The organism is Streptomyces zagrosensis (genome assembly GCF_014203645.1).
Lineage (GTDB): Bacteria > Actinomycetota > Actinomycetes > Streptomycetales > Streptomycetaceae > Streptomyces > Streptomyces zagrosensis.
In genome coordinates this window covers 223,289-235,792 of record NZ_JACHJL010000007.1, presented here as the reverse complement: position 1 = coordinate 235,792, position 12,504 = coordinate 223,289, and the positions used below count along the sequence as shown (strand labels likewise).

The 12,504-nt window shown below is 69.3% G+C and carries 12 protein-coding genes; 3 read left to right on the top strand and 9 right to left on the bottom strand.

Annotated elements, in window-relative coordinates:
* Positions 1-200 precede the first annotated feature (200 nt).
* Both FHS42_RS15850 and FHS42_RS15845 read left to right on the top strand, forming a co-directional pair.
* Positions 201-1,013: a hypothetical protein gene (locus tag FHS42_RS15850; RefSeq protein WP_246494846.1), complete on the top strand. Its 813-nt coding sequence runs from the start codon at positions 201-203 to the stop codon at positions 1,011-1,013.
* A 351-nt stretch (positions 1,014-1,364) separates the two neighbouring features.
* Entirely contained in the window at positions 1,365-2,969 is a 1,605-nt protein-coding gene (locus tag FHS42_RS15845) for a CocE/NonD family hydrolase (protein WP_184572967.1), read from the top strand.
* 81 nt (positions 2,970-3,050) lie between these two features.
* Here the strand turns inward: FHS42_RS15845 and FHS42_RS15840 are convergent, their stop codons facing one another.
* The 4 genes from FHS42_RS15840 to FHS42_RS15825 form a co-directional block, all read right to left on the bottom strand.
* Positions 3,051-3,926 (bottom strand): amino acid ABC transporter permease, encoded by an 876-nt coding sequence (locus FHS42_RS15840; RefSeq protein WP_184572858.1) that lies wholly within the window; start codon positions 3,924-3,926, stop codon positions 3,051-3,053.
* Positions 3,923-4,567 (bottom strand): amino acid ABC transporter permease, encoded by a 645-nt coding sequence (locus FHS42_RS15835; RefSeq protein WP_184572857.1) that lies wholly within the window; start codon positions 4,565-4,567, stop codon positions 3,923-3,925. Before FHS42_RS15835 ends, FHS42_RS15840 begins: the two co-directional genes overlap by 4 nt.
* Before the next feature lie 14 nt (positions 4,568-4,581).
* A complete protein-coding gene (locus FHS42_RS15830; RefSeq protein WP_184572966.1) occupies positions 4,582-5,499 on the bottom strand; it encodes a glutamate ABC transporter substrate-binding protein in 918 nt (305 codons plus the stop codon).
* A gap of 258 nt (positions 5,500-5,757) precedes the next feature.
* The gene (locus FHS42_RS15825) at positions 5,758-6,501 is read right to left on the bottom strand and encodes an amino acid ABC transporter ATP-binding protein (protein ID WP_184572856.1); all 744 of its coding nucleotides are present in this window, start codon (positions 6,499-6,501) and stop codon (positions 5,758-5,760) included.
* 188 nt (positions 6,502-6,689) lie between these two features.
* Between FHS42_RS15825 and FHS42_RS15820 the strand changes: the two genes are divergently transcribed.
* Positions 6,690-7,439 (top strand): GntR family transcriptional regulator, encoded by a 750-nt coding sequence (locus FHS42_RS15820; RefSeq protein WP_184572855.1) that lies wholly within the window; start codon positions 6,690-6,692, stop codon positions 7,437-7,439.
* 76 nt (positions 7,440-7,515) lie between these two features.
* Here FHS42_RS15820 and FHS42_RS15815 read toward each other — a convergent pair whose 3' ends face one another.
* The 5 genes from FHS42_RS15815 to FHS42_RS37115 form a co-directional block, all read right to left on the bottom strand.
* A complete protein-coding gene (locus FHS42_RS15815; RefSeq protein ID WP_184572854.1) occupies positions 7,516-7,953 on the bottom strand; it encodes a DUF6278 family protein in 438 nt (145 codons plus the stop codon).
* Positions 7,954-8,368: 415 nt separating this feature from the next.
* Positions 8,369-9,148, bottom strand: coding sequence for an exodeoxyribonuclease III (locus FHS42_RS15810; RefSeq protein WP_184572853.1), 780 nt, complete (start codon positions 9,146-9,148; stop codon positions 8,369-8,371).
* A 176-nt stretch (positions 9,149-9,324) separates the two neighbouring features.
* Positions 9,325-9,969: an MBL fold metallo-hydrolase gene (locus tag FHS42_RS15805; protein WP_184572852.1), complete on the bottom strand. Its 645-nt coding sequence runs from the start codon at positions 9,967-9,969 to the stop codon at positions 9,325-9,327.
* A 225-nt stretch (positions 9,970-10,194) separates the two neighbouring features.
* On the bottom strand, positions 10,195-11,502 hold the full coding sequence (gene pcaDC, locus FHS42_RS15800) for a bifunctional 3-oxoadipate enol-lactonase/4-carboxymuconolactone decarboxylase PcaDC (RefSeq protein WP_184572851.1): 1,308 nt from the start codon (positions 11,500-11,502) through the stop codon (positions 10,195-10,197).
* Between the two features lie 554 nt (positions 11,503-12,056).
* Positions 12,057-12,455 (bottom strand): hypothetical protein, encoded by a 399-nt coding sequence (locus tag FHS42_RS37115; protein ID WP_184572850.1) that lies wholly within the window; start codon positions 12,453-12,455, stop codon positions 12,057-12,059.
* Between the last annotated feature and the right edge of the window lie 49 nt (positions 12,456-12,504).

Below are 12,504 nucleotides of genomic sequence, written 5' to 3'. Positions count from 1 at the left end.
ATGGACGGGCCCGTTCCGCACGCCGGGACTTGTTCCGCACGACGAGAACCGTTCCGCACGGCGGGACCCGTTCCGCACGACGGGGCCGCGACTCACCGGACCCGCCATAAGCCGCCCACCGGCACAAGCCGCCCGGCCAAGTCCGTCCATACCGTCGATGCCTCGAACACGCACCCGATCGGCCGCTACGATGCGCGGCCATGACTGACACCCCACAGGTGTGGAACTTGGTGGGCCTGGCCCTGGGCCCAGGCGGCGCGGAGTCCGACCTCATCGCCGGAGCCGCCGCCCTGGTCGTTGGCCTGACGCTCGGCTGGCTCGCCCACACGGCAACCGCACGGCGCAGGCTCGCCCGCGAACGCGCCTTCTTTGGGCTGCCGAAGGGGTCGGAGTGCGTCCTGGTCACCCATCGGGACAGCACGTCCGCCAGCCAGTGGAGCATCCCCCGCCACGACGCGCTCGCGCTGCTGTGCCTCTCCTCGGTCGTGGAGACCTGCGGGGCCCACGCAGAGGTCGCCCCGCACGACACCGGGCTCCAGGGCTTCGGCGCGCGCACCGAGTTCTGCGTGGGCGACCCGATCTCGCACCGCAGGTTGGCCGCCCACCTGGCCAACCTGCTCCCCGGTGTTTTGGTCCATCCCGGCGACGGCAACGGCATGGACCGGGCGACGTTCACCATCGGCGGCACGGCGTACCGGATGGAGCCGGGGGCGGTGGAGTACGTGCTGCTGGCCCGGCTGACGGCGGGCGGAGGCGACCGACCGGTCTTCCTCGCGGCAGGGCAACGCCCGATCACCCACCGGGCTGCCGTGCGGCACCTCGTACGCCATCGCTCCCGCCTTGCGCGCAAGCACGGGCACGACGGCTCGTTTTGCCTGCTACTCAAGGTCATCAACTCCCAGGCGTACGGGCCGGACGTGGTGGAGTTGGTCGCCGATCTGTCGAAGGTGGCGACCACACCGGCCGAGTCAAAGGGGCACCGCGCCGCACGCAGCACGGACAAGGCGCTCTGACGCGACCCCACAAAAACCCGCCCCCTGGGCCCGACGACCCAGCCCGACCCGCAAGCCCGACGCCCCAGCCCAGCCCGCACACCCGACCCCCGAGCCCGACCCGCAAACCCGACCCCGAGCCCAGCCGGCACGCCCCCCGCTTCGGCAGCCGCCACTCGGGCAGCCGTCCTTGCTCGGATAGCCGCCACTACCCGAGCGAAGACGTTACTCGTCCGTAACCTACCGACGGGTTACCACTGGTAATCCGGTCCGCTTACTCTCCAGTCACTTACCGCCGCCCGCGGCCCTGCCCCTGGGACCGGGCCGCTCTGGGATGTCCCAGGTCTGGAGCCGCAGATGCCCCCCGTTCCCATGCCGCGCACCCTCCACGGCACAGCGGCCCTACGCGCCGCAGCCACCACCGTGTCGGCCGCCTTGCTCGCCGGAACCGCCCTGGCCGCCGCCCCCGCCGCAGGCGCGGCCCCCACCGCTCAGGACGCCACCGCCGCGGGTTCCTCCGTGCGATTCGTGGACATCGCCGGCGACGGCGGAGTCAAGCTCGCGGCCAATGTGGTCACGCCCGCCGGGGCCAACGGCTCACAGCGCTATCCCGTCATTGTGTTGCCGACGAGTTGGTCGATGCCGCAGATCGAGTACCTGGCCCAGGCCAAAAAGCTCGCCGACTCCGGTTACGTGGTGGTCAGTTACAACTCGCGCGGCTTTTGGCAGTCGGGCGGCGAGATAGAAACCGCGGGCCCCGAGGACATCGCCGACGCCAGCAAGGTCATCGACTGGGCGCTGGCCCACACCCCCGCCGACCCGCATCGGGTCGGCATGGCCGGGGTGTCCTACGGCGCCGGGATCAGCCTTCTCACCTCCGCCTTCGATCGGCGGGTCAGGGCCGTCAGCGCGCTCAGCGGCTGGGGCGACCTGATCGACTCCATCTACAGCGGTCGCACCCAGCACCAACAGGCCGGTCTCATGCTCGGCGGCTCGGGCGAGCTGACCGGGCGGCCCAGCGCGGAACTGCGGCGCATATTGGGCGACTTCCTCGGCTCCCACCTGGACAAGGAGGACGAGATGATCGCCTGGGGGAAGAAACGGTCCCCCGCCACGTACCTGGACCGGATCAACGACAACGGCGCGGCCATCATGCTCGGCAACGCCTGGGGCGACAGCCTCTTTTCGCCCAACCAGTACGCGAACTTCTACGAGAAGCTGACCGGTCCCAAGCGCCTGGAGTTCCGCCCCGGCGACCACGCCACCGCCGAGGGCCTCGGCCTGTTGGGGCTGCCGAACGACACCTGGAACAGTGCCCACCGCTGGTTCGACCACTACCTCAAGGGCGAGGACAACGGCATCAACCGCGAGCGCCCCGTGCGGCTGAAATCCCGCTCGACGGGCGCGTACGACACCTATGCGAGCTGGAAGGACGTGACCAGCGAGCGCCGCACGATCGCACTGACCGGCACCAAGAAGATCAACACGAACATCGACTCGGGCGCCAACGGCGGGCTGATCTTCCTGACCAACATCCTCGACCAGTTCCTCAAGCTCCCGCCGACCGCCTCCATTCCGCTGCTGCCACGCTCGGTCACGGCAGTCTGGCAAAGCGAACGGTACGAGGAGCAGCAGCGCGTTCGCGGCACCACGACGCTGCACACCACCCTCACCAGCAACAAGTCCAGCGGCACGGCCATCGCCTACCTCTACGACGTCGGCCCGCTCGGCGTGGGCAAGCTGGTCACGCACGCCCCGGTGACCTTCCACGACAAGACGCCGGGGCAGCCGTTCCCGGTCGATCTGGAGCTGTTCTCCACGGCGTACGACGTCCCGGCCGGGCACAAGCTCGCCGTGGTGGTGGACACGGTGGACCCGCTGTATGTGGAGCACAACCCGAAGGGCGCCCAGCTCACGTTCTCCTCGCCGCAGCACGACCCGTCATATGTGTCGGTGCCCATCGACGAACGCGGCTGAGCCCGCTCCCGCACCCCCCGCACGCCCTGCCGCCGCGGCACATCGGTGCCGGTGCGGCCCCGCTGCGGCGGCCCGGCTCCCTCACGCCTGGCCGCCGCCCGGGGTGCCGGAGCCCGGCAGCACCGTGCCGGGCTCCGGCCTCGCCACCTCCGCGGCCTCGACCTTCGGATTGCGGCGCTGTCGCTTGGCCACCCAGTTCGCGAACCAGGACAGCAGCATGCACATGCCGATGTAGATGGGCGAGATGACCAGCACCACCGGGATAAAGGGCAGGTCGTAGTCGAGGTTTCCGGCGATGAGCTTGCCCGCGTGCAAAAACTCCTCGTAGGTGATCAGAAAGCCGAGCGAGGTGTCCTTGAGCGCCACCACGAGTTGGCTGATGATCGCCGGCAGCATGGCCCGCAGCCCCTGCGGGACCAGGACGTACGACATGACCTGCGTCTTGCGCATGCCAAGCGAGTACGCGGCCTCCCGCTGGCCCCGGTCCACGGAGCCCACACCGGTGCGGAACACCTCCGCGAGGACCGAGCCGTTGTACAGGGTAAGGCCGGTGACCAGCGCGGGCAGTGGCTGCACCTTCAGCGCCACGAAGACGAAGAAGATCATGACCAGCACGGGCATCGCCCGGAAGAACTCGATGAGCAGCGTGGCCAACCAGCGCACCGGACGGTGTTCGGACAGCCGCCCGGCCGCGAGAACCGCGCCGAGCACCAGCGCGAGAACGGCCGCGTACGCAAACGCCTTGAGCGTGTTGCCAAGACCCCGTAGCAGCAGTTCCTGAATGCCCTTGTACTGAAAGGGGCGCCACTTTTGCGCCTCGAACTGCCCGGTGTCGTAGAGGAGGTAGCCGAACCAGCTCAGCAGCGCCAGGATGGCGACGGTGGTCAGCGCCCCGTAGATCCGGTGTCTGCGGCGCGTCCTTGGGCCCGGGATGTCGTAGAGGGCGGTGTGGGTCATCGCGGCACTCCCCAGCGCGTCTCCAGCACGTTGAACACCGCGCTGATGGTCAGGGTCACGATCAGATAGCCGACGGCGATCCAGACGAAGGACCAGATGATGCTGTAGCCCAGTTCGTTGAGGTTCTTGTAGGTGCCGAGGAGTTCGGTGACGCTGAAGGAGCCGGCGATGGCGGAGTTCTTGGCCAGCGCGATCAGCGTGGAGCCGATCGGCGGGATCACGGCGCGAAACGCCTGCGGCATGATGACCGCGCCCAGCGTCTGCTCGAAGGTCAGGCCCAGGCTGCGCGCCGCCTCACCCTGCCCGACCGGCACGGTGTTGATGCCCGAGCGCACCGCCTCGCAGATGAACGCCGAGGTGTAGCAGCCGAGCGCGAGCACGGCGAAGGTGGTGAAGGGCAGCACCAGCCCAAAGCGCGGCAGGCCAAGGAGTACGGCGAAGAACAGCAGGGTCAGCGGGGTGTTGCGAAGCACCGCCACCCACACGGTGCCGATCGCCCGCAACGAGCCGACCGGCGCGACCCGGAAGGCGGCCATCAACACGCCCAGGCCCAGGGCGAGCAGTGAGGCGTAGCCGGTGAGCTCCACCGTGCCGAGCAGGCCCTTGCCGTAGAGGGAGAAGTTCTCGGTCAGGACGTCCATGGTGCTGCCTTCCCTCAGCTCGCCGGATAGCGGTTGACGGCGGGGGCCCTTGGCGCGGGCACGCCGGACAGGCCGAGGGTCGCGTCGTACGCCTTGTTCCAGTCGCCGTTCTTTTGATGCGCCTCGATGGCGTCGTCGAGGGCGAACCGCAGGGCGGTGTCCCGTTTGGGTACGCCGATGCCGTACGGCTCCTTGGAGAACGGCCGCCCCGCGAGCTTGAGTTCATCGGGGGCCTTGGCGGCGTAGCCCATAAGGATGGTGTCGTCGGTGGTGACGGCGTCCACCTGGTAGGTGAGGAGATTGTCCACACAGATCGAGTACGCGTCGTAGGCGACCGGATCGGCCTGGGGATAGTCGTCCTCGATGCGCTGCAACGGTGTGGAACCTGCCGCCGAACACACCTTCTTGCCCCCCAGGTCGCCGGGCCCGTGAATGTCGTTTTCCTCGTCGCGCACCAGCAGCGACTGCCCTGCCTCGTAGTACGGACCGGCGAACCCGACCTGCCTCTTGCGCAGGTCGTTGATGGTGTATGTGCCGACGTAGTAGTCGATCTGGCCGTTTTGCAGCGCCGTCTCGCGGTTGGCGGATGCGATGGTCCGAAAGGAGATGCGCCGCGGGTCGAAGCCGAGGGAGGCGGCCATCATCTTCGCGATCTCGATATCGAAGCCGCTGTATCGGCCGGTGGCCGGGTCCTTCTCCCCCATGTACGGCTGGTCCTCCTTGGCGCCGACCACCAGTCGGCCGCGCCGCTTGGCCCCTCGCCAGGTGGCCGAGTCGTTCAGCTCGAAGCCTTGGGCCACGCGGTAACGCGGCAGTTCGTCGGGTTGCGGGCCCTTCGCGGGCGGGCTGCCCTCCTTGCCGCAGGCGGTGGTGGCCAGGGCGAGCGCGGCGAGCACGGCCGCGGTGAGGGCGCGGCGGACGGCGCCGCGCACGGTCGCGGGCGAGCGGCTCGGCGCCGGCACCGGTGCCGGCGACTGACCGGCGACCGGCAACGGGGCCGGGGCCGGGGCCGGGGCCCTGCCGGGGGCCTTGGCCGCGGGCGCACCGGGGGCCTTGATCGGGTCGGTGGCGCCTGGAGCCCGGGTCGAACGATCCCCGGGGGCCAGCATCAGACCATCGTCGGGGGCCAGGGCCCGGCCCCCGCCTGCGCCCTGGGGCGGGAAAGAGTTGCGCATGTCGGTGCCGCCCGCTCAGTGCTTGAGGATCTTGGACAGAAAGTCCTTGGCGCGGTCGCTCTTCGGAGCGTTGAAGAACTCCTCGGGCGCGCGGTCCTCCACGATCGCGCCGTCGGCCATGAACACCACCCGGTTCGCGGCCGACCGCGCGAAGCCCATCTCGTGGGTGACGACCACCATCGTCATCCCCTCCTGGGCGAGCTGCCGCATCACCTCAAGAACCTCGTTGATCATCTCCGGGTCGAGCGCCGACGTCGGCTCGTCGAAGAGCAGCACCGTGGGGTCCATGGCCAGCGCCCGGGCGATGGCAACCCGTTGTTGCTGGCCGCCGGAGAGCTGGGCCGGATACTTGTCGGCCTGCGCGGCGAGGCCGACTCGGTCCAGCAGATCCCGGGAACGCTCGTTGGCCTGCTCCTTCTTCCGGCCGCGCACCTTGATCTGCGCCAGCGACACGTTGGCCAGCACGGTCTTGTGCGCGAAGAGATTGAAGGACTGGAAGACCATGCCCACCTCGGCACGGAGCTGAGCGAGCGCCTTGCCCTCGGCGGGCAGCGGCCGGCCGCTCAGCGTGATGGTGCCGGACTCGATGCTCTCCAGCCGGTTGATCGTCCGGCACAGCGTGGACTTGCCAGAACCGGAAGGGCCGATGACGACCACGACTTCCCCGCGCCCCACGGTGAGATCGATGTCTCGCAGCACATGCAGCTTCCCGTAATACTTGTTGACGTCGCGCAGTTCGATCAGAGGATCGACGGCCATATGCAGCCCTACCCACTCTCAGGCGTGTCGCAGTCAACGCAACCTATCCACCCCCCAAGGGGGCTCCATGGGCGACACGCACCTATCGGGCGATTGACGTCAAATTGACCTAGGTACGCAGAACGGGCCTGGGTACCTAGCCTGTGGGCGAGTTGTGAGCGTCAGCCCCGGCTGGGAAGGAGCCCGCGGTGAGTGACAGCAAACCCGTCTACCAACGCATCGCCGACGATCTGCGGCATCGGATCGACGTCGGCACTCTGCCGGTCGGCGCCCGCATCCCCTCGCGCTCCGAGCTCAAGCGCGCGTACGCGGCCAGCGATCAGACCGTGGATCGGGCCGTGCGGGTGCTCAAGGCGGCCGGGTACGCGGAAGGACAGTTCGGCCGCGGTGTGTTCGTCGCCGACCGGGCGCCGCTCGGCTCGTTGTTGCGCTCGACGGGAGCCGTTGACTCGCCCTTCGCGGCCCAATTAACCACCGGGGACGACACGGTGGTGAGCTGGGAGGCGTCCTCCAGCATCACTCAAGCACCGCCACACATCGCCGGACGACTTGGTGTGCCGGAGGCCGTCCGCGTGGTGTGCACCCGCTACGAGTACCTGGCCAACCGCCAGCCGCTGCAACTCGCCGTCAGCTGGGAGCCGCTGGCCCTCACCGAAGGCACCGACGTCGTCTACCCCGAGCGTGGCCCGTACGCCAAACGAGGGGTTCGCGGCAGGCTCGCCGCGATCGGCGTCCAGGTGGTGCGGGCGGTGGAACTGGTCGGCTCCCGGCCGGCGACCACGACGGAGGCGGAGACGCTGGGCTGCACCGCTGGGCAGTGCGTGACGGTGGTCGAGCGCACCCACTTCGACGCGGACGACCAGCCGGTGGAGACCTCCGACCTCGTGGTGCGGGCCGACCGCTGGCGACTGGCGTACGGCATCGCCTTCACGGGCTGAGCGGCCCGGGCGGATCGATGGGCGCGCCGCGCCCGGGCTACCGGGCTACCGGGCTACCGGGCTACCGGGCCCACGCTTAGCCCTCGTCCACCTCCGCGTACAGCTGCGACAACTCGGGCGCACCGTCCTCCGCCCAGGCCAGCCCGGCCGCCACCACATCGATCTCCCGGCCGCTGTCGAGTGCCACCACGGGAGTGCCGTCCGGGCTCAGCCGCCACTCGGCACCCGACACGGTCCGCACGATCACCGTGCCCAGATACAGCCCCGCGTCAGTGCCCAGCCACGGCGACTCCTCGGGGTCATCCCGCCAACGCGGCTGCAACTGGTCAAGCGCCGCAAGGGAGGCGGCAGTGTCGTCCAAGGCGACGTCTTCCGACTCGGCGCGGGCCCGCAGCAGTTCGCACTCCGAGAGCAACTCGGCCAGCCCTTCCCGCGCCAGCCCGGTTGGCGGCGACTTCGCCTCGCTCGCCGCGCCGTGCCGCTTGCGCCAATGGTCCAGGAAGGAGATGTTCATACTGCTCAGCGTCGCACCGACCCGGGGGTGTGCACCACAGGCGCGCGGCGGGGCTTCTTCGCAGCGCCGCCACCGTTCCACCGCCTCGTCTCACAAGCCTCATGCCACACATGTCGGACCGCCCGTTGGTTGATGACCTGACCGGTCCGCCTTGGGCGGCACGGCCACCGACCGCACCACCGCGGACGATCATTCCACCGAACGGATGAAAGATCCGGCTGTACGCGGTGAGCGTGCCGCTCGCCCGCGGCACGTCCGTCACCTCCATCGAACCGCATCGGCTGGAGCGCGACGCGCTCGCGTAGAGCGGAGTACGCACGGTGATCGTCTTCGAGGGCGTCAACGACGACCAGTCTCGCAGCCCCGCCACCGAACTGACCGCCCAGCGGGAACGGTCAAGCCCGTGGGCGTGCGCTCAGACGTCCAGGTCCACCACGACCGGCGCATGATCGGACGCGCCCTTCCCCTTGCGCTGCTCGCGATCCACATACGCATCGCTGACTGCCTTGGCGAACGGCGCATTGCCGTAGACCAGGTCGATCCGCATGCCCTTGTTCTTCGGGAAGGCGAGTTGCCGGTAGTCCCAGTACGTGTACGGATGGTCGTACTTCAGCGGCCTGGGCACCACGTCCGAAAGGCCCGCCTCGCGCAGCGCAGCCAAAGCGGCGCGCTCGGCGGGGGTGACATGCGTAGCACCCTCGAAGAGAGCGGGGTCCCACACGTCCTCGTCGGTCGGGGCGACGTTGAAGTCCCCGAGCACGGCGAACGGCCGCGACTGCGCTGCGTCCCCCGCGACGGCCGCGCCCAGCGCCTCGAACCAGCGCAGCTTGTACGCGTAGTGATCGTGATCGATTTCACGGCCGTTGGGCACATACACCGACCACAGGCGCAGTGGGCCGCAGGTGGCACAGACCGCGCGGGGCTCTTGCGCACCGTCGTAGTCTGGGCCGCCGGGCAGCCCTATGACCACGTCGCTCAGGCCGACGCGGGACAGCAGCGCCACCCCGTTCCACCGGCCGGTAGCGTTGACCGCCGCCTCATATCCCAGGTCCCGCAGCTCGTTGTAGGGGAACTGTTCGGCCGAGCATTTGGTCTCCTGGATGCACAGCACGTCCGTGCCGCTGCTCTCCAGCCAGGCCAGCATCCGCGGCAATCGGGCGGTGATCGAGTTGACGTTCCAGGTCGCGATGCGCATGTTCGCCAACCTACCGCCCGGCACTGACAACCGGCCGCGAGCGGCCCTCGCCCCCGGCCCCACCTGCGGTTCCGCCCCGCGCGTCGCCGGCTCCCTCGGTGACAGCGGCCGGCGCAGCAGGCGCGGCGAGCCCGGGCAGACCCGCGCGCAAAACGGCGCGGCTCAGCCGGCCCAGGTCACAGGGTCACGCTCTCCCCCACGGCCAATCGGCCGTGCTGTGCCTGCGCCACGCCGGGCCCGTCCGGGCCGAGCATCCGGTCGTACACGGGGCGGGCGATGTCGGTGAGCAGTCCATCGTGCACATCGATGGCGCGAGCCGGGCGAACCGCGCGCACATAGTCGATGATCTCGCCGACCTTGTTCCACGGGGCGTGCACCGGCAGCAGCAGGGTCTGCACCGGGCGGTCGGGCACGGTCAGCGCGTCGCCCGGGTGGAAGAGCGCGCCGTCCACCACGTACCCGACGTTGGTGATGCGCGGGATGTCCGGGTGGATGACGGCGTGCAGTTGACCGTGCACCTCGATGTCGAAGCCGGCCGCGCTGAACGTGTCACCCTCGCCGACGGTGTGCACGCGGCCGGGGAAGGCCGCCGACATCTGCTCCGCCACGCTGCGCAGCGTCCACACTTCGGCGGCGGGGTTGGCGTCGAGGGCGGCCCGCAGCCGGCCCTCGTCGAAGTGGTCCGGGTGCTCGTGGGTGACCAGGATCGCATCCGCGCCGAGCGCCGCGTCCTGTTCGCTGAACGCCCCCGGGTCGATCACGAGCGTGCGTCCTTCTTGCTCCAGCCGCACGCTGGAGTGTCCCTGCTTGGTGAGCCGCATCAGCAACCGCTCCTCTTCCCTGGTATCCCCTGCCAGCCTTGCTCCGGGGCCCGCGGCACCGCGCGTCTTCCCCGTTGTCTTCTCCGCGTTGTCTTCTCCGCCGCCTGCGCTGGCCCACGCTACGCGCGCACGCGGCGCCGTCTGTGGCACGACCCGGCCGCACCAGGCAACGGCTCCGGTGTCGTATGCACCAGGCTCTCCACGTACGCGGTCCACGCCGCGCGGTCACGCCTCGGGGCGGGTCTCCTCCTGGATGACTCGCTGGGCCACCGCGAAGGCGGCGTTCGCCGCGGGCACCCCGCAGTACACGGCGGTGTGCAGCAGCACCTCTTTGATCTCGGCAGGGGTCAGCCCGTTGCGCAGCGCGGCGCGTGTGTGCAGGGCCAGTTCGTCGAGATGACCGCGGGCGGTGAGCGCCGTGAGGGTCACCACGCTGCGCGTGTGCCGGTCCAGCGCGGGGCGGGTCCATACCTCGCCCCAGGCATAGCGGGTGATGAAGTCCTGGAAGTCGGCCGTGAAGTCGTCCACGGCGGCCTCCGCCGCGTCCACGTGCGCATCTCCCAGCACCTCGCGGCGGACCTTGATGCCGCGCGCCCTGCTGTCCGGCTGCCCGGTGGGCACGTGGGCCGGCTGCCCGGCCGGGGCGATCTCGGCTATCGGCGATGCGGGCGCCATGGGCGGCGTAGGCGCGGGAGTGAGCACCGGCTTGGGGGTGGCCGCTGTGATGGCGGTCATGCCCGTGGTGTGCGAGGACTGGCCGGAGCTGGCGAAGTGCCGTACGAGCAGGTCAGTGGCGGCTGAGGGCTGCTCGACGGGCGTCAGGTGCGAGGTGCCTGGCACCAGGGCCAGCCGGGCGTCCGGGATACCCGCGACCAGCACCCGGGCGTCGGCGGGCGGCGTCACCTGGTCATCGGCGCCCACCAAGACCAGCGTCGGCGCGCCTATCTGACCAAGCTGCGAACGGATGTCGTACGCGGCAAGCGCCTCGCAGGCGGCGATGTAACAGCCCGGGTCGGTGGTACGCACCATTTGCACCGCCCAGTCGACGATGGCGGGCTGCGCGGTAACGAAGCTCGTCGTGAACCATCGCTCGGGGGCGGTACGGGCGATGGGGTCGAGCCCATTGGTGCGGATGACGACTCCGCGCTGGCGCCAGGAGTCGGGGGTGCCAAAGCGCGGCGACGAAGAGATGAGCGCGAGCGAGGCAACGCGGTGCGGATGTCTGAGGGCGAGATCAGCGCCGATGGCCCCGCCGATGGCGCAGCCCGCGTAACCGAACTGGTCGATGCCCAACTGGTCCAGCGTGGCGATGAGGCGGTCCGCCAGGTCGCCGATGGCTGAGGCCGGGTGAGCGGGGGAGCCGCCGTGCCCCGGCAGGTCGTACCGCAGGACTCGCCAGCGGCGGCTCAGCTCGGGAACCTGGCGGTCCCACATGTGCCATGTGGTACCGAGGGAGGGGCCCAGGATCAGGACGGGGCCGTCCTCTGGTCCGTCAAAGCGGTATTGCAAGGTTTTCATCGGTGTCTCACTCACCCGCCTGAGCCTTTCATCTGTCACGAGATATCACACCGCCGGGGTGACGTAGCGGGCCTTGCCTTGCTCCGGAGCTGCCGAACCGCCGATGAGAGCCCAGGTGTACGTTCCGCGGCAGGTACTCGTAGCCGTGTCGGCAGTGAGCTCCGGGCACGCACCCTCCTTCAGTCGCTACGAGCAACGCTTTCCTCTTTGACCACGGCCTCCAGGCGGCTCGCAGTGCAACATCAAGTGTGGTGGCACGGACGAGGCTCGGCGTGGACAACTGGAAACCTTCCGGAATCCCACCCAACAGCAGCTCGAACACCGTACGGTGAACGCTTGGTAGAGGGCCTGGCCGTAGCCACATGCTCTCAGTCACAGCCACTGGCCCACACCAGCAAGCGGACCCCGAATGCGCCTCGCCCTCGTCCTGTTGGCCACACGGCTCGCAAGTCGCTCGGCTGATGGTCCGCGTGACTCAGTCTTGTTCCTCCGCCGCACCCCCGTGCAGGCCATTTCACGTGGTGGCGGCTCCGCGCAGACCTTTTACGTCCGGCTTGACATACCACTGGTTAGTCGTCTTTACGTTCGCATATCCGGCCCATCGCGCGAGGACGTGGTCCGGGGAACCGTTGTTCCAGGAAGGTGAAGCACGACGAGCGTGCGTCGTAGAGCCTGACGCGCCGCAGCCCGAGAAGCTCCATAAGCCGGTACACGCGTCGGCGAAGTTGCTCGACCGTAAAGGCGTCGCCCGCCTCGTGCGCCAGCACGTAGCCCGAAACCGTGTACGCCTTCCCCAAAGCGAGCCTCTCCTCGGCTTGGAGAAACCGGAATGCTGTGAGGGCTCGCAGCACCAGTGCTGGCAGCGGCAGAATCCGCTCCCCCGCAAGAGACGTGGTGTCTTTCTCCGCCACGTACCGATTGCCCTTCGCCGTCCGCGTATTGGCAATGACGATCGTGGCGTTCTCCAAGCCAACGTCGCCCCGATGCCTTCACCCCGCGGCTGCGCTCGATGAGCGG

What these genes read in the sequence shown, in the direction of transcription:
- FHS42_RS15805 (WP_184572852.1), bottom strand. Translation starts at nt 9,969, where the DNA reads ATGCGGCTCACCAAGCAGGGACACTCCAGCGTGCGGCTGGAGCAAGAA.
- FHS42_RS15840 (WP_184572858.1), bottom strand. Translation starts at nt 3,926, where the DNA reads ATGACCCACACCGCCCTCTACGACATCCCGGGCCCAAGGACGCGCCGC.
- FHS42_RS15835 (WP_184572857.1), bottom strand. Translation starts at nt 4,567, where the DNA reads ATGGACGTCCTGACCGAGAACTTCTCCCTCTACGGCAAGGGCCTGCTC.
- FHS42_RS15850 (WP_246494846.1), top strand. Translation starts at nt 201, where the DNA reads ATGACTGACACCCCACAGGTGTGGAACTTGGTGGGCCTGGCCCTGGGC.
- FHS42_RS15815 (WP_184572854.1), bottom strand. Translation starts at nt 7,953, where the DNA reads ATGAACATCTCCTTCCTGGACCATTGGCGCAAGCGGCACGGCGCGGCG.
- FHS42_RS15845 (WP_184572967.1), top strand. Translation starts at nt 1,365, where the DNA reads ATGCCGCGCACCCTCCACGGCACAGCGGCCCTACGCGCCGCAGCCACC.
- FHS42_RS15825 (WP_184572856.1), bottom strand. Translation starts at nt 6,501, where the DNA reads ATGGCCGTCGATCCTCTGATCGAACTGCGCGACGTCAACAAGTATTAC.
- FHS42_RS15810 (WP_184572853.1), bottom strand. Translation starts at nt 9,148, where the DNA reads ATGCGCATCGCGACCTGGAACGTCAACTCGATCACCGCCCGATTGCCG.